General features: G+C 52.7%; 10 protein-coding genes, 1 pseudogene and 1 riboswitch. Of the genes and pseudogenes, 4 read left to right on the top strand and 7 right to left on the bottom strand.

What is annotated here, in order from left to right:
- Both ABE504_RS02630 and ABE504_RS02625 read right to left on the bottom strand, forming a co-directional pair.
- Window positions 1-960 carry an ABC transporter permease gene (locus ABE504_RS02630; RefSeq protein WP_430084073.1) on the bottom strand — a complete coding sequence of 320 codons (960 nt, stop codon included), beginning with the start codon at window positions 958-960 and terminating at the stop codon, window positions 1-3.
- A gap of 15 nt (window positions 961-975) precedes the next feature.
- Complete coding sequence (locus ABE504_RS02625) at window positions 976-2,010, bottom strand: zinc-dependent alcohol dehydrogenase (RefSeq protein ID WP_430084070.1); 1,035 nt, start codon at window positions 2,008-2,010, stop codon at window positions 976-978.
- A gap of 483 nt (window positions 2,011-2,493) precedes the next feature.
- On the opposite strand from ABE504_RS02625, the gene ABE504_RS02620 reads away from it, so the two are divergent.
- Window positions 2,494-3,087 (top strand): CBO0543 family protein, encoded by a 594-nt coding sequence (locus ABE504_RS02620; RefSeq protein ID WP_430084067.1) that lies wholly within the window; start codon window positions 2,494-2,496, stop codon window positions 3,085-3,087.
- Window positions 3,088-4,344: 1,257 nt separating this feature from the next.
- On the opposite strand, the gene ABE504_RS02615 is transcribed toward ABE504_RS02620, so the two are convergent.
- Window positions 4,345-6,576 (bottom strand): hypothetical protein, encoded by a 2,232-nt coding sequence (locus ABE504_RS02615; RefSeq protein ID WP_430084064.1) that lies wholly within the window; start codon window positions 6,574-6,576, stop codon window positions 4,345-4,347.
- A gap of 148 nt (window positions 6,577-6,724) precedes the next feature.
- A complete protein-coding gene (locus tag ABE504_RS02610) occupies window positions 6,725-7,642 on the bottom strand; it encodes a helix-turn-helix domain-containing protein (protein WP_430084061.1) in 918 nt (305 codons plus the stop codon).
- 145 nt (window positions 7,643-7,787) lie between these two features.
- Between ABE504_RS02610 and ABE504_RS02605 the strand changes: the two genes are divergently transcribed.
- From ABE504_RS02605 to queF, 3 genes are all read left to right on the top strand, one after another.
- The gene (locus tag ABE504_RS02605) at window positions 7,788-8,792 is read left to right on the top strand and encodes a Gfo/Idh/MocA family protein (RefSeq protein ID WP_430084059.1); all 1,005 of its coding nucleotides are present in this window, start codon (window positions 7,788-7,790) and stop codon (window positions 8,790-8,792) included.
- Complete coding sequence (locus ABE504_RS02600) at window positions 8,789-9,775, top strand: Gfo/Idh/MocA family protein (protein ID WP_430084056.1); 987 nt, start codon at window positions 8,789-8,791, stop codon at window positions 9,773-9,775. Before ABE504_RS02605 ends, ABE504_RS02600 begins: the two co-directional genes overlap by 4 nt.
- A gap of 72 nt (window positions 9,776-9,847) precedes the next feature.
- Window positions 9,848-9,891: riboswitch (PreQ1 riboswitch) on the top strand.
- 10 nt (window positions 9,892-9,901) lie between these two features.
- A complete protein-coding gene (gene queF, locus ABE504_RS02595) occupies window positions 9,902-10,402 on the top strand; it encodes a preQ(1) synthase (RefSeq protein WP_126139309.1) in 501 nt (166 codons plus the stop codon).
- A 56-nt stretch (window positions 10,403-10,458) separates the two neighbouring features.
- Here the strand turns inward: queF and ABE504_RS02590 are convergent.
- The 3 genes and pseudogenes from ABE504_RS02590 to ABE504_RS02580 form a co-directional block, all read right to left on the bottom strand.
- Window positions 10,459-10,920, bottom strand: a pseudogene (locus tag ABE504_RS02590) (Rpn family recombination-promoting nuclease/putative transposase); the annotation flags it as partial.
- Window positions 10,921-10,998: 78 nt separating this feature from the next.
- Complete coding sequence (locus ABE504_RS02585) at window positions 10,999-15,075, bottom strand: S-layer homology domain-containing protein (protein WP_430084053.1); 4,077 nt, start codon at window positions 15,073-15,075, stop codon at window positions 10,999-11,001.
- A 201-nt stretch (window positions 15,076-15,276) separates the two neighbouring features.
- Window positions 15,277-15,522, bottom strand: a complete 246-nt coding sequence (locus ABE504_RS02580; protein WP_430084050.1) for a hypothetical protein — start codon at window positions 15,520-15,522, stop codon at window positions 15,277-15,279.
- Window positions 15,523-15,561: the final 39 nt, after the last annotated feature.

Below are 15,561 nucleotides of genomic sequence, written 5' to 3'. Positions count from 1 at the left end.
TTACCAGATGCCGGATCCGCCGACTTTTTTGGCCAGCTTATTGGCCCCGACGACAAGCACGAGACCGATGACGGATTTGAAAACACCCATCGCAGCCGGCACGCTGAACTCCATCTGCTCGATGCCTCGCCGGAATATCCACGTATCTAGAATGTCGCCGACATCATAGACGCGAGCATTCAGGAAGATGTACACCTGCTCGAAGCCGGCATCCATAATATGACCGATCCGTAGAATCAGGAGCAAAATAAATACTTCGCGGATACCCGGGAGGGTAATGTGCCACATTTGCCGCCAGCGCCCCGCCCCGTCCACAACCGCAGCCTCATACAGCTCGTTATTGATGGAGGCCAGTGCAGCTAAGTAGATGATGGCGCCGAAGCCCGTGCTTTTCCAAATATCCGAGGACACCAGCAGCGTCCGGAAATACTCCGAATTCTGCAAAATATCGAGATTACCCCAACCCATATCACGGAATAGCGTTGTCACGAGCCCGGCACCAGGCGCAAAGAACGAGAAGACAAGGCCATACACGATAATCCATGATAGAAAATGAGGACCATACGTTATCGTTTGGACAACTCTTTTGAACCAGGGCGAGCGAATTTCATTTAAAATCAACGCCAGCATCACGTCCGGCAGCATATTAAAAAGGATGCGGTACAAAGAGATCAGAAGCGTATTTCGCACCAGACTTGGGAATTCCGGCGAAGCGAAAATCACCCGGAAGTTATCGAATCCGACCCAATCGCTGCCCCACATGCCTTTCATGAGATTATACTTTTTAAAAGCAATGATCAGCCCGAGCATCGGTACGTATTGATACACAATGTAGTAAGCGATGCCCGGCAGCATAAGCAGGTACAGCCACTTATAACGAAGCAGCGTTTTCCATACACGTGTTGCTAACGGTTTCTTGGCGAACGTATCGCCGGTCAGCGGTTTGGCGCTGGCTCCCATGATCCTTTACCCCCTTTATCGTGTGCCAAAGGATGCGGATTGTGCAGGCTGAGCGGGTTCAGGCTGGTAATAGCGAACGACGATTCCCATCGAGGCTTGCGGTGTGTCAAAACACTGCTTATACATCGAAGGCAAATCATCGATCATGCATTCATTCGTAATCAAAGAGCGGATGTCGAGACGCTTCTCGGCAACTAAGCGGATGAACTCGCTCATATTGCGGCCTTCCGTCCATCTGACAAAACCGATCGGATAGTCGACGCCTTGCTGCTCATACGTATCCTCATAGCGGCCAGGGCCGCCTGCCCTTGAAATGTGTACACTCGCTTCCTTCATAAAAAGCAAATCCCGATCGAAGTCCGTGCCGGTATCCCCGACAATGACGACGCGTCCGCGATCCCGCAGCCAGCCTATGGCATCATCCATCATACTAAACTTTCGGTTGCTGGCACAAAGGAGAACGGCATCTGCGCCCTTGCATGCGGGATCCGCTTCGATCGCCAGCTTCAATTCTTCGGGGGTGCGGCACGCTTTTGCACCGATCTGCTCCAGAATGCGGCATCGCTCTTCCATGAGCTCGAGACCAATGACCTTGTAAGAAGCGGCGTGCGCGATGCGGGCGATCACTTGACCTAGAATGCCCAGCCCCGCGATGATAACCGTCTCGCCAAAACTCAGATTCGCCTGGCGCAGCGCATGGATCGCGATCGCCCCGATACCGACAAAAGCGGCCTCGGGCTGGGAGACATTGTCAGGCACCGGCACGACCAAGTGCTTCGGTACCAGGAGCACCTCCCGATGCGCGGGAACGCCGTAGCAAGCTACACGTTGTCCAGGCACGACGTGCGTAACACCCTCACCAACCTCTTCCACGATGCCGCTGGCGCTATACCCCAGATTCGCATCTCCGCTATTCGATATCATCATTAACTCTGTCCCAACGCTCACGACAGAGAACTGGGTTCGTACCTTCACGAATTGCGAAATCATGCTCGGGTCGGGAAGCTCCAATAATTGCGCTGAGCCATTGATGCCTTTGACTGCCTTCATAACCCTACCTCTTTTCTGATTTACTTCTGATTTGTAATTTAAACCACGATTGTGCATTAACTTCGTTTTGTGATTTGTTTCTGATGTTTTTCATTATAAAGAGGCTGGGGTGGGCTGTCAACGATTTTTTATTTTTGGAATCGTTTTCAATGTTATGTTATATGACTTTAAATAGAGAATAATTTAATATTCGGAATTAAATGTCATGTTAAGTAACATTCAAGTAACGCAAAATAGGCTCCTGCTGGGTTATTCCTAACCTACAGGCAACCTGATATAGTTACATTGGATAGAATCAAGTTCGTTTCTGGAGCAAATTATAGAGGCATCGGCTGAATTTCCGGATGGATGGGAAGGGATGAAATTGGTGTGGCGTTGTTGCGCCTCTGTCACCTACCTAATAAATGTTTGTATAAATTATCCATTTAAAGAGCAAAATGCTCATATATCTAACAAAACAGCATTTTCGCGGAGGTTAGAAGGATGACTCAAAACGAAATGGAATCTATGCAATCTCAATTAAATACTTTGAATACAAGTCATTGGTACAACCATGAATTATTCACTTCAAATTGGTGGATCATTTTACTTTTTAACTTTGTTTTATTTGGGTTATTAATCTTACTTGCAGATCGGAGAAGAACCTCAACCATCGCAGTTGCTTTTTTAATTGCTTTGGCGATTGTTGGAACGTTTGATGAAACGGGTACTTATATGGGAAGGTGGATTTACCCTTACGAATTCTTACCGTTCAGCGCTAGACTCAATGCCGTAAATTTTTTGGCTATTCCAAGCATAATCGCATTAGTGTACCAGTGGTTCACACGATGGAGTTCTTTTTTATTGGCGACCGTAATTTATTCAATTTTAAACTCCTACATTGGTGAACCGATTTTCGTCCATTTGGGTATTTATAAACTAACGAATTGGACATATACCGGGTCATTTTTAGTAATGCTTTTAATACCTATAGTTGTTAAGTACCTTACGGATGTCATATCACAAAATAGAGCAAGTAATAAAAATGACCTTGATTTAAACATTAACTGGTTGCGCCGGAAAGAAAAAATACATTAGGTTTGTACCTATTGGCCTCCGCTTCTAAAATGGGGGTCTTAGTTATGATCCTCAGTCGGTGTTCCAAATTTACCGCACCAACATCTCCCTATTTCGGAGCCTTCACGTTTACAACTATCCACCGAGCGCGCATTTTCTTTCAGAACCTCAGCATCTTCTGCAGCAACTCTTTACGGTTTCGATAATAACCCTCAGTCATAACCATCGTTATGCCTCCCATGTCCTTCGCTATTCAGTCGCGTTCTCTTTCTCCAGCATCATTTTCTTTGTTTCTTCAAGCGCCCAAATCGCTACATCGATCGATTCAACCTTATCAAATGTCATTCTAACCGGCGTTTCTTCCGCTGGCAGCACTACTGAAGGATCGTGTTTGCTATTGGCATATTAGCCCTCCAAGTCATTTAATATTCAGCCGGTGTTCAATGCCCTACCTACCTTGACTGTATGTTTCTTTTGCATCACACTACGAAGAAAACAATATGAAGCGAGGGAATGATTATGTCATGGATTGTCTGTATTGGGATTCTGGTGCTTGTAATGACGTTCATCTTATATCTACGAACAAAGAAAAATAGTGAAAAAATTAAGAAGTCCAAGGTAGTTAAACTTAGTTCGAATCGTAGTAAGTCAAAGTATCAGGCCTGTACTTATTGTCGCAAAAAATTCAATCGACTTTATTTTTATTCTGATGAGCTAGGAAAGGTCATTGGTCTTTGTGACTCATGTAAACCACGAGCAGAAAAAAGGCAACTATTTCAATTATGATGAAACCTCGATGTGTGATCGATGTTCTTCAATATTCATTATGCTACTTTTCTAGACTGCGACTTTTTGGGGTGCGATGATGATGCTGTAAGTAGACTGCTACTGTTGCGAATCCCCTTCCCCCATCCAGCTAACTATTCTCCTGCTTCTTCTGCTTCTGCTCCTGCTTCTACTTCTGCTCCCACGGGAAATTCCTGCGAATTTGCAGGTATTCCCCCCGGACCGAAGGACTTTAAAAAAGAAACCTGCGATTAAGCAGCTTTTTGGGCAAGTTTGCCCCAAATGAGGCCATTCTGCCAAAAATACCTGCTGAATCGCAGGCATTCCCAAAAATCGAGCGCGATTTGGGAAAATTCCTGCTTTTTTGCATCTTTGTAGCGAGATAGCCCGGGCCTGGCCACAAGTGACGTATGTGCTGGTCCGCCCCGCTTCGGCCATTATCCCCTTTACTCAGGAGTTTGACCACTCCGCCTGGAGCGGCTCCGTTGGAGCCTACTGCAGCAGCAAATTCCCCGCCGTGTGCCGCACCGTTTCACATTCGGCCGGCAGGGCAGAGCGGTCGACGTCCTCCTCTACGCAGGACATCATGAACAGATAGGAGCCGCGCTCCAGCGCGCCCGGCTCCACGTCGAACCGGCCGCCTGCGAAGCCGGCGCCGACCACGCGCATGCGGTGGCGTCCCGCCTGCAGGCAAAAGTGCGCCGTATCGGCGCCTGCCGCTTCGCTCGTGCAGGCGCCGATGCGCCACTGCACAAGGCGGCCCGCACCGCCGCCTTGCAGCAGCGCCTTCTCCGCGTTCGTGCCGCGGAGAACGGCGCCGCCGTCGACCACCAGCGTCTGCTCCGCCGCTGGTGCACCCCCCTCGCGGAAATCGCAGAGCGCGATTCCGCTGTCCACGAGGCCGCCGCCGTGCAGGCGGACTTCCGCGCAGCCCGCCTGCAGCGGCCGAGCCGCAGGCGAAGCCCCATACAGCCACGTGTTGATGAACACGAGGCTGCGAATGCTGCCGATCACGTTACCGTCGAGGCCCGTGATCCGGCAGTTTTGCACCGTGACGTCGCTCGTCACGGGCCCAAAACCAGGCAGCGCGCTGCCTGGCAGGCGCGCCAGCTCGGCGCCGGGCTGCATGACGAACGCGCAGCCGTCCAGCACGTTCGCCCGCTTCGAGCGCGCCGAGCTCTGCGACAGCGTCAGCATCGTCTCGGCCGTGCAGCCGCGCATGTGCAGACCGTCCGTGTTCGCCCAGATCGTCCCGGCGTCCACGAGCCCCTCCTGCCAGATCGCATGCACATCTTCCAGTGTCAGGTCGGTGATGCACTTGTGAGCGACGACCCGGGACGCCACATGCTTTTTCACGGTAATCCGCTTTGCGCTGTTCCCCCACGTCGTTCCGCTGTTCGCAAACGAAAGTAGGCCGGAGTTCCCGACAAACGTCAGGTCGTGCTCAAATTGACCATGGGTCACGAACGTTCCGTGCTCGTCCCCGTCGCCATGACAGTTCTCAACCATCGCATACGCCGCGCACGTAAAATCATTCAAATGCCGCGCATTGCTCGTATGGCAATCCCGTACATGAGCGTACAGCACGTTGAGCTGCTGCGTGAGATAGCCCGTTCCGCCCCAGATCACCTCCTCCGGATTCGTCAGCCGGCACCGTTCCGTCACGTAATGCGTACAGTAGCGCCGCTCCACGACCGGCCAAAACACCTTCGTCGCCTCCACATCGCTGACATCGCACGACACCGCGAACTCATAAGCAATGGGATGCGAGCCGATGCCGTCCCAATCCTCGGTCGGCCGCACCGTCGTCGAGCCGTTATCCGGCACAGACACGCCGACAAAGCGCATATTGCGTACATGACTTCGGAACACGGGCTGCATTTTTTTAAAAGAGATTTCGCGTCCCGCCGCCAGCGGCCACCCCAGCTTGTAATTCACGCGCACATGCCGCTCATCCACAATCTCCGTTACCTGAAGCAAATAGTCCAGCTCACGCTGCGCTCCACCTTCCGGAAGATTCCCGATGCGGGCGATCCACCACTCCTCCACAGCAAAAGCCCCGGCATCCGCCACCTCCAGCACATCCGTGTGCTCCGGCAGCTCCTCCGTCAGGACAACGGACTGGTTCTCCCCCGTCGCCTGACCCTGAAAAAACAACACAGCCCCGAATGGATTATCCTTCGTATTCCGCTCGATCCCTTCCGTCGTCACCCTATGGCCGCCAAAATCAAGCTCAATCCCGCTGCGATGAAACCGATGCCGTCTGGCAAAATTCAAATCGTTTCGCGCCTCCACCCGGTGGATGGCCGGATCGTTCACCATCGCGTCCAACGCATCGTCGGCATTGTGCTCCGGGCTCAATACCCCAAACCAGCGAAAATCCCCGACGCCCTGATGCACAGTCTCCCATCGCCCCTCGCCGCCTTGACAAGCTGCGTGAACCGTCCCGCCGTTATCCGCTCTGCGGCTGTCCGACTGCCAGCGAACAAGCTTGCCACCGCCATCGCCACGCCGCGTGTACCCGTCCACATAGACGAGCTGCCCGTCGCCGTCCGGCTGCAGCTCCCGAAGTTCCGCAACACTGGCAACGTGCTTGAGCAAACCAGAGGCATTTCCAGCACTTCCAGTACTCCTCACATTCCCAGCATGCCCGAAATCCTCGGTACCACCCACGCCTCCAACACTTCCAACATCCCCCGTACTCCCTACTCTCCCCGTCGTCATACGAAATTCACCCTCCTCGGCTTACTTCCTGCAACGCGTTCCATTCGTTCTAATTTAATCGTGATTCACTTTCTACAACGGCACATCTATCTGGTTTACTTCAGGTTCACTTTTTTCACCATCATCATTCCGCAAAACATTCCGCTTGTCAATCCCTTTTTGCCGGACCTTCTTCGAGCTGACCCTCCCGCTCCACATTCAGCTTGCGCAAATACTGCTTCGGCGTGCACCCGTTAAACCGCTTGAACAGCTCATAAAAATGCGCCATATTCTCGATCCCGACCGCTTCGGCAATCGCGCCGATGCTGCGGTTTTCAGTAACGAGCAGCCGTTCGGCCTTCGCAATCCGTTTGCGGTTCACGTAGTCGGTGAAGGAGGCTCCCATTTTCTTTTTAAAAAACCGCGAAAAATACGTATAACTCATCCCCGCCAGTCGACTAACCTCGCCCATATCGATTTTCTCAGCCAAATGCTCGTTCACATACTGCACAAGCTCACGAAACACGTCCATATCCCGGTCAACCGGGGAGTCCACCGCCAGTAGTTCCCGTTCGTCATAGCGCAGCAAGAGCAGCAGCATATGCTGGATATGCATGGATACGGCGATTTCGTAGCCTTTGCGCTTCGCCATCACCTCGTCATGAATGCGAACGATGAGTGCTGCAATCTCCTTTTTGGCCGCCGCATTTTCGTGAAAAATATAGTTCAAGTCCTCCAACGGACGCAAAATCTCCATGAAATTGCGATAGTAGTTCATCATGGCTGGATCGAAATACGGATGCAGATCGACGTGCAGCACAATATAGACGAGCTCCTCCTCGCCTGGCTTGCGCCCTCTGTGCAATTGCGACGCCCCAACCAACGCAATGTCGCCCGGCTCCAACCGATACACCTGATTCGGCGTATGAATCTCGTGCACACCTTGTTCGACCAGCACGAACTCGATCTCTTTATGATAGTGCCAGAGGTCGGCTTCGTACTCGGCCTTGCCCGATTGTGCAAATCTCCATACTTTCATGCACAGCGACGGGTTCTGATACGGGATTGGTTCCTGAAAAATTTCCACGACACGATTCCCCCTTTTCACAACAAGAGCAAATTTGGATACAAAAAACATAAATGCCCGCATATACGTCCGCAGTCTGTCGGCCTATCATTAAGCTTAGTTAGAAGCTATTATACCTTATAGTTTTTCGGGAGGGTGAATTGGCATGAAAGTAGCCGTAGTCGGTTGCGGTGGCATGGGGCGGATCCATGCCCACAGTTACGTTCAAATGCCGGACGTCGAGCTTGTCGGCGTGTGCGATGTGGACAGCGCGTTAGCGGAGGAGCTGGCGATTGCGACAGGAGCGCGCGCATTCACCTCGTTCGAGGTGATGCTCCGGGAAGCGGAATTTGAGGCGGTCTCCTTGACGCTGCCGAGTTTTTTGCATAAAACGTTTGCCATCCAGGCGGCGGAAGCCGGAAAGCATGTCATTTGCGAAAAGCCGCTCGCGCTTGCGGCGGACGACGCCCTTGCGATGATCGCAGCCTGCGAGAAGCATGGTGTGCAGCTGTACGTCGGTCACGTAGTGCGCTTTTTCCCCGAGTATGTGGGAATGAAGCAAGCCATCGATGAGGGCAAATTGGGCCGCATCGGCGTGGTTCATGCCAAACGAATCGGTTCACACCCAGGCGACGCCCGTCCCTGGTTCAAAGACGAGCAGAAAAGCGGCGGCGTCATTGCCGATTTGATGATTCACGATGTCGACTTCTTCCGCTGGGCGCTGGGTGAAGTGAAGTCCGTTTACGCACTAAACCGCGTCACGGAGGAGCTGGATTATGCGCTGGTGACACTGCATTTTGAGAATGGCGCCATCGCCAACTTGGAGGCTTTCTGGGGCTATCAAGGCCCGTTCCAGACCGCGGTGGAAATCGCCGGCAGCAAAGGCATCCTCCGCAGCGACAGCCAAAAGAGCAGTTCGCTGCACATCGTGAAGGCACCTGCTCCCGGTGAAGAGCGGCGCTTCGCGGAAGTGCCGCAAAGCCCTGGCTACAACTCGCCGTATGACGTCGAGCTGGCGCATTTTATCGACTGCCTCCGTCATGGGAAGGCGCCGGTCGTGACCGCGCATGATGCCTATCAGGCGCTGGAGATCGTGCTTGCCGCTCGCGAATCGGTGCGTACCGGCAAGGCTGTGTACTTGAGCAAGCCAGTAGGAGGGGAACTCGCATGACAACGTTGAAAATCGGAATGATCAGCTTCGCCCATGGCCATGCTTTTTCGTATTTGGAGGCGCTGCGCGCGCTGACCCATGTCGAGGTGCGCGGCATCGCCGACGAGGTCGCGAGCCGTGTTGCGGAGGTAACGGCACGGTATGGCGTGCCTTACTATGAGCGGTATGCGGACCTCTTGGCCACCGACATCGACGCTGTCGTGATCTGTGCGGAGAACGCCCGCCACGAGGAAATCACGATCGCCGCCGCCAAGGCCGGCAAGCACGTGATGTGCGAGAAGCCGCTGGGCCTGTCCGTCAGCGAGATGGAAACGATGATCGCGGCGTGCCGCGAGAACGGCGTCCAGCTCATGACGGCGTTCCCTTGCCGCTACCTGGCCGCCGTCGTCGCCGCGAAAAAAGCCGTCGATGCCGGCGAAATCGGCGACATCGTGGCCATCAAAGGCACGAACCGCGGATCGCTGCCTTCCGGCTGGTTCGTCGACCCGAGCCTGTCCGGCGGCGGCGCTTTGCTCGATCACACGGTCCATGTCATGGACCTGATGAACTGGTTGACCGGCTCCGAGGTCACGGAAGTGTTCGCGCATGCGGATACGCTTTTTCATGAGGGGCTGGAGGTGGACGATGCCGGAATGATCCACGTCAAGTTCGCCAGCGGCGTAGTCGGCGTGCTCGACACAAGCTGGTCGCGGAATCCGGCATTCCCGACGTGGGGCGACGTGACGATGACGATTGTCGGCACGAAGGGAACGATCGCCGTCGACAGCTTCGCGCAGAAGAACGAGCTGTACAGCATCGACAGCGGCAAAGGCGTCTGGTCGTTCTGGGGCGACAACATGGACGCGCACATGGTGCAGGCTTTTGTGCAAGCGTTGCTGGACGGCACGGAGGTGCCGATCACCGGCGAGGACGGGCTTCGCTCGACGGCGGTTGCGCTTGCCGGCTACCAATCTGTGGCGTCGGGGCAACCGGTGGCCTTGTAGGTATTTCCCATTTTCGGGAAGGTGCATTTTCCTGCTGAGTATGATACATTTTTTATGAAAATAGGAAGAGGCTTATAAGAGGTTCGCGAACTCCCTCTCTAAAAAACTAAGAAATGAGGATTTATCATGTCAGCAGGAAGAAGTCACGAAGATTTACAGCACATTTCGCTGCTCGGCAACCAGGGGACGAAGTACATTTTCAGCTACGACCCTACGCTGCTCGAGGCGTTCGACAACAAGCACCCGAACCGGGACTATTTCGTCAAATTCAACTTCCCGGAATTCACATCTCTGTGCCCTGTGACGGGCCAGCCGGATTTTGCCACCTTGTACATCTCGTACATCCCTGAGATCAAAATGGTGGAGAGCAAGTCGCTCAAACTGTACCTGTTCAGCTTCCGCAACCACGGCGATTTTCACGAGGATTGCGTGAACATCATTATGAACGACCTCATCAAGCTCATGGATCCGCGCTATATCGAGGTCTGGGGCAAGTTCACACCGCGCGGCGGCATCTCCATCGACCCGTATTGCAACTACGGCCGTCCCGGCACGAAGTATGAAGCGATGGCGGAGCACCGCTTGATGAATCACGATCTGTATCCGGAGAAGATTGATAACCGGTAGAATAGGAAGAGCCCGACCGCCTTTTGGGGTGGTCGGGCTTTTTGGCATAACGGATGTTAATGTTGGGGTCTGCCTAGTTCCTCGATTTCGGACTCCGATAAACCTGTCATTTTAACGATCACAGAAATCGGCATATTGGCAGCCAACATGTTCCTCGCTACTTCAGTTTTCCCTTCTACTTTCCCTTCTGCTTTCCCCTCCTCCCGCGCCCCATAAAGCATCGACGCTTCATCATGCAAAGCCTTCTGCCGCATCTCATACAGCCTTCTCGCTTCTTCATTCTGACTCAGAAACTCCAAGGTATCCATCGCTTTGCGCAGCTGCGGTTCATTCATCGCCAACACCTCCCACTGTTCTCTTTCCGTTCCTTTTAAAAATAGCAGCCATTTTACAAGCCCTTCTTCCAGGCTAATCGCTGTTTCTTGCAGCTTGGGCAATTCAATAAAGTGCAGCTCTACATCATCAATTAATGGTGCATATGTCGTAATCTCTCTCAATTGAAAAATACTATGGTAACGAATATAGGCTTCGTTTCTCAATATCGTATTTGGAAACAACAAAAATCCCGGCAACCCATAGGCTGCCGGGATTTCCTCCTATTTCCTAAACGTCAACACCTGCAGCATCCGCTTCAGAACAACCGCCACCTGCGCACGCGTTGCCGCTTGCTCAGGTTCAAATGCGCCACCGTTCACGCCATCCATGAGCTGCAGCTGTGCCAACTGCTCCACAGCGCTTGCCGCCCATGGCTGAATGCGAACTTGATCTCCGAAGTTGATTGGCTTACTATCACCCGCAGCCTCTTGATACCCGGCAAACGCCAGCGCCCGGTTCAACATCACGGCCATCTCTTCGCGGGTGATCGTTTGTTCGGGACGGAATGAGCCGTCTTCATAGCCGGTAATTATGCCGGCTTCAACAGCGGTCTGCACGTTGGCTGCGTACCATTCCGATCCCGTCGTATCGGTAAAGCCTGGCTCCGAGGCCGATGGTGCAAGCCCCAGCGTTCGCGTCAGAAGCGCGGCAAGTTCAGCTCGCGTGATCGCTTTATCCGGCTCGAAGGTATCACCCCCTGTGCCCTCCACGATCCATTTGTTCGCCATCTGCTCAATAGCCTCTTTCGCCCAGTGGCTGGCTGAATCCGAAAACGAACGGCTACGTTCAACGAGCAAGATCGTATCCGCACTATGACTGTAGACTGTAACTTGCCCATTTTGAACAGTGAAAGGAACTGGCTGATAGGTCATTTTGCCATCCGCCCCTTCAACTACACGAACCGCAGCCAACTGTTTCTCGTTCACCGGTTCCTTCACATTCACCATGAAAGGCACATAATGCGGAAACTCCGAGATTTCGGCCGCTTTCCCGTCAATGCCAATCACCTGAACTGAAAAATCAAGCGACGCCGCGACACGCAACCCTTGCTTCTTGGCCTCCTTTGCAGCAGCAGGGTCAGACTCAAGCTGAGTGCTTAGTTGCAGTTGCTCTGTTGAGACTCCCGCCTGAGCGGCCCATTGCGCAACGAGTTCCGCTTGCACAGGAAGCTTCACACCGCCAAGTTGTGTCTCGACAACGAGTGTTCCACTGCTCTGCAGTTTCTTCAGCGCTTCGCCGGAAACATTGAGCCTAGTCGGCAGGCTGCCATCACCCGCTTCCACCACAACACGAACCGAACCGTTCGGCTGCTGCTTCAGCAGTTGATCAATCGCTTTACTGTCTAGAGCAGCTACCTCAACATTACGTCCATCTACTTGCTGCTGTTCTGTTGTCAATTTATCCGAGGTACTCACCAAAGGCTGCTCAACAGCCCCTGCGCCGGAACCGGTCCCCGTACCTGAGCCTGTTCCAGGATCCGTATCAGGATCTGTCCCCCCTGCTCCAGGCTGCGGCCATGTTTCCGTCGCGGTCACACCAGCCGCTTTTTCATAATTCGTTCCCAAGTTGTCTACAACGTTGTTCGTCACTTGAATTTGCGTGCCTGCTTCCAGTTTGATTCCATTGGTATTGCCCGTAATCGTATTACCGGTGATCTGCACATTCGCAGGATCTCCTGCGCCGACGCCGCCAGCGTTGATATCGCCGCGATCATGCTCCAGCAGGATGCCCCAGTAGCCATCAGCGGTATTGTTGCGGATGATGTTGTTCACTATTTTCGTACCCGGTCCGTTCAAAACGTTAATACCAACGGCATTCACCACGGTCGTCGTATTCTCAATGATGTTGTTCTCGATGCGGGTATCCGGTGTGCCCATTGTCACAACAACACCCTCACGCGAATTGCGAATGATGTTGTCGTGGATGTAGTTGTTCGGTCCGGATTTACTGTGGTTGCTCGGCGCCGTTCCCCCGGTATTCCCAAGGCCGACACCACCGCCGGTGTAAATATTTTGAATGGTATTCCCATAAATTTCATTCAAATATTCCAACTCACCATGAAGATCGATGGAATCCAGCTTTGTGTTGGTATAGGTGTTATTGCGCAAAACGTTATTATGCGCGACGTTTTGAATGAGCGAGCCGTGGCGCAGATACGGTCCTTCAAATATGGAATCTTCCACGACGTTCCAATACGTATCATTTTCGAAACCAAGCCGATCAACCTTGGGCATCCCTTGAATCGATGTACCATAGCCGGCTCCGCCGCCGCCAAGATCGGTTGCATTGCGGAACGTGCTGTGCCTTACCACGACGTCGTGACTATTTTCAATCCGAATCGCCATCCGTCTGAAACGCTCCACTGTCACATGATCAATCGTCACGCTGTGCGATGGTGTCTCGCCATAGTTGGCGACGGCGATCATACTATCAGGTCCTCCCGCATCGGGGTTATTCGTCGCATGCTCCGTCGAGAACTGACGGTTCCACGTCGAAGTAATCGTCAGATTGGAGACCAGAATGTCGTGCTGACTGGACGATTTGATGACGGCACTGTTTTTAATATCGTCGATGCTGGACCGGATAATCGTGCCGGCCTCGTTTTCTCCGCGCAGATTAACGCCTGTTTTCAGCTTAATGTTGGTAAAACCGTCCGGCGTAGACATTAGGTTATAAACGCCATTCGGCAAATACACCTCGTCGCCTGGCGAAGCGCTGTCGATGGCCTGCTGAATCGCAGCGCGGTCATCCTGCCCGTTATCGGCCGGGTCTGCACCATACGCGGTCGCGTCAATGGTCATGCCCGTTACCGGATGCGGCGGCGGCGTCACATGCACGGAACCGTCCGGATTCGTAAGCCCCGGCTGCGTAAAAGGCACAGTGCCCGGAGGCGCTTCAGGCGTAATGTTCGGCACAATCGCCACAGGGGTATCGCCTGAAGGATACGGTGCGTAGATCATGACCTCTGTTAGACTCGTAAATGTGCTGCCATCGGAGTTTCCGTGACCGACGATTCGCACGAAACGCGCATCCGTGTCCAGAATATCGAACGCCTGCATATTCACAGTAGCAGGCCGGCTGTAGCCGCTAAAAAGCGTTGTCCATTGACTCGCATCGTCGGACGTTTGAATATCAAGCAGCGTTGCCCGCTGGTCTCCTTTGTAGAAAGCAATGCCCACATATCCGATCCTTTTCGTTCCTCCAAGATCGAACATCACATACTGTCCATCGCCCGAAGCGGACCAGCGGCTGAACAAATTGTTATCAAGCGTGTTGCTCTCTACATTGCCGTCACTGGAGCTGGCGTTTACCTCCACAACTGGGATCGGATCAACAGGCGCAGCAAGAGTTGTCGTACTGTACGTCAACGGCTGGGTCGAATAATTCCCCACAGCATCGCCAGCATAAACAGCAAACGATACGCTCGTATTCGGCGTTAACCCTGTTTCCGTATAGTACGTGCTTCCCGTCACTGTAGCCAGTAAACTATCATTTTTATAAACTTTGTAGTTGGCTACTGCACTATCGTCGGAAGCAGCCGGCCAAGCAAGCTCCACAAAATCCGTCCCTATATTAATCGACTTCAGTGCCCCGCCAACAGGCCATATCGGCGGCGTGCTGTCCGCATGAACAACGCGTTTTACGAGCAGCTGGGTCTCAGGGTTGGAGCTTGACGTATTCTCTTTGCCGTAAATGTTAACGGACTTTCCGGTATTATGCAGATCCGCCACAACAAAAGTGATTGGACCCTCTTGAAGATGCTGCCTTACATAAGACGTCACATCCACATGATGATAGACCGGTTTGGCCCCATTCAATGTCGTAATCGTAAACTCGCCAACTTGCTCCAATTGCGCAAGATCGGTTTGCGGCGCATTGTTCCAAGTAATCGTGTTCTCCTGCCAGGCCGAGCCGATTAATGCAAAAACCTGCAAATCCGCTGTTTCCAAACTCGAACCCAATTTCGCAGACACCTGCAAATAGTAGTTATACGTAGCATCCGCTACACTGGATACATCAAATTGGAAGTACATGTACTTTCGGGTTGTGGAGCTATTGGAAATACTGAATAAGCCTAAGCTGGAGCCTGTTTTGGTATCGTAATTGGTTTCCGCCATTGCCGTGGGTCCAGACTCTCCATTTTTCCACTGGATCGCCGCATCCCCCGACGATGGCAGCGCAGCGACATCCACCTCCACATCCGCCGCCATTCCTACGCCAGGCAACAGCAGCAATGTCCCGATGATCGCAGCCACGAGAAAACCAGCCAAACTGCTTTGGAATCGTTTCTTCTTCATCAGCAAAGCTCCTTATCTTTTTAATATTGAAAGCGGATACATAATCAAAGATGACCCCATCATACCTTCTTTCGCACGGAATTTATTGTCATTTATTTAGGTCGTAGTTGGACAAATTTCGGATTTACACAAGGATACACTTTCCGCTATGCACAAAAAAGCCGATCCTGACGGATCGGCTAATATGTCACTGTTTTTGCCTTAGTACAGCGGCTGCGGATGAGGAATCGGCGGCTGTGGTTGCGGACAGTGCGGAAAAGGCAATATATCTCGAACTTGATTAAATGTATAGTGTTTGGTGGCAAATTGCGTATGGTACAGGTACTCGATCACGTAGATCGAACCCCCGTGCACGCTGCACAAAATGCCGGATACACCGGTGCCGTCCGTCAGAGAAATGCCGACGGGGCGACCGAGCATCATGTAAGCCTTTTGCTGAATAGGCATGGGCAATCATCTCCTGCCACATCCTATGCCCCGTACATG

The sequence above is a fragment of the Paenibacillus oryzisoli genome, from assembly GCF_050467285.1.
Classification (GTDB): Bacteria; Bacillota; Bacilli; order Paenibacillales; family NBRC-103111; genus Paenibacillus_E; species Paenibacillus_E oryzisoli_A.
The sequence above is the reverse complement of the archived record's forward strand: the minus strand, read 5'-3'. Positions and strand labels throughout refer to the sequence as shown.

Excerpts from the sequence above, each read along its gene's own strand:
- ABE504_RS02580 (WP_430084050.1), bottom strand. The coding sequence starts at position 15,522 with ATGCCTATTCAGCAAAAGGCTTACATGATGCTCGGTCGCCCCGTCGGC.
- ABE504_RS02615 (WP_430084064.1), bottom strand. The coding sequence starts at position 6,576 with ATGACGACGGGGAGAGTAGGGAGTACGGGGGATGTTGGAAGTGTTGGA.
- ABE504_RS02630 (WP_430084073.1), bottom strand. The coding sequence starts at position 960 with ATGGGAGCCAGCGCCAAACCGCTGACCGGCGATACGTTCGCCAAGAAA.
- ABE504_RS02600 (WP_430084056.1), top strand. The coding sequence starts at position 8,789 with ATGACAACGTTGAAAATCGGAATGATCAGCTTCGCCCATGGCCATGCT.
- ABE504_RS02625 (WP_430084070.1), bottom strand. The coding sequence starts at position 2,010 with ATGAAGGCAGTCAAAGGCATCAATGGCTCAGCGCAATTATTGGAGCTT.
- ABE504_RS02585 (WP_430084053.1), bottom strand. The coding sequence starts at position 15,075 with ATGAAGAAGAAACGATTCCAAAGCAGTTTGGCTGGTTTTCTCGTGGCT.
- ABE504_RS02620 (WP_430084067.1), top strand. The coding sequence starts at position 2,494 with ATGACTCAAAACGAAATGGAATCTATGCAATCTCAATTAAATACTTTG.
- queF (WP_126139309.1), top strand. The coding sequence starts at position 9,902 with ATGTCAGCAGGAAGAAGTCACGAAGATTTACAGCACATTTCGCTGCTC.
- ABE504_RS02605 (WP_430084059.1), top strand. The coding sequence starts at position 7,788 with ATGAAAGTAGCCGTAGTCGGTTGCGGTGGCATGGGGCGGATCCATGCC.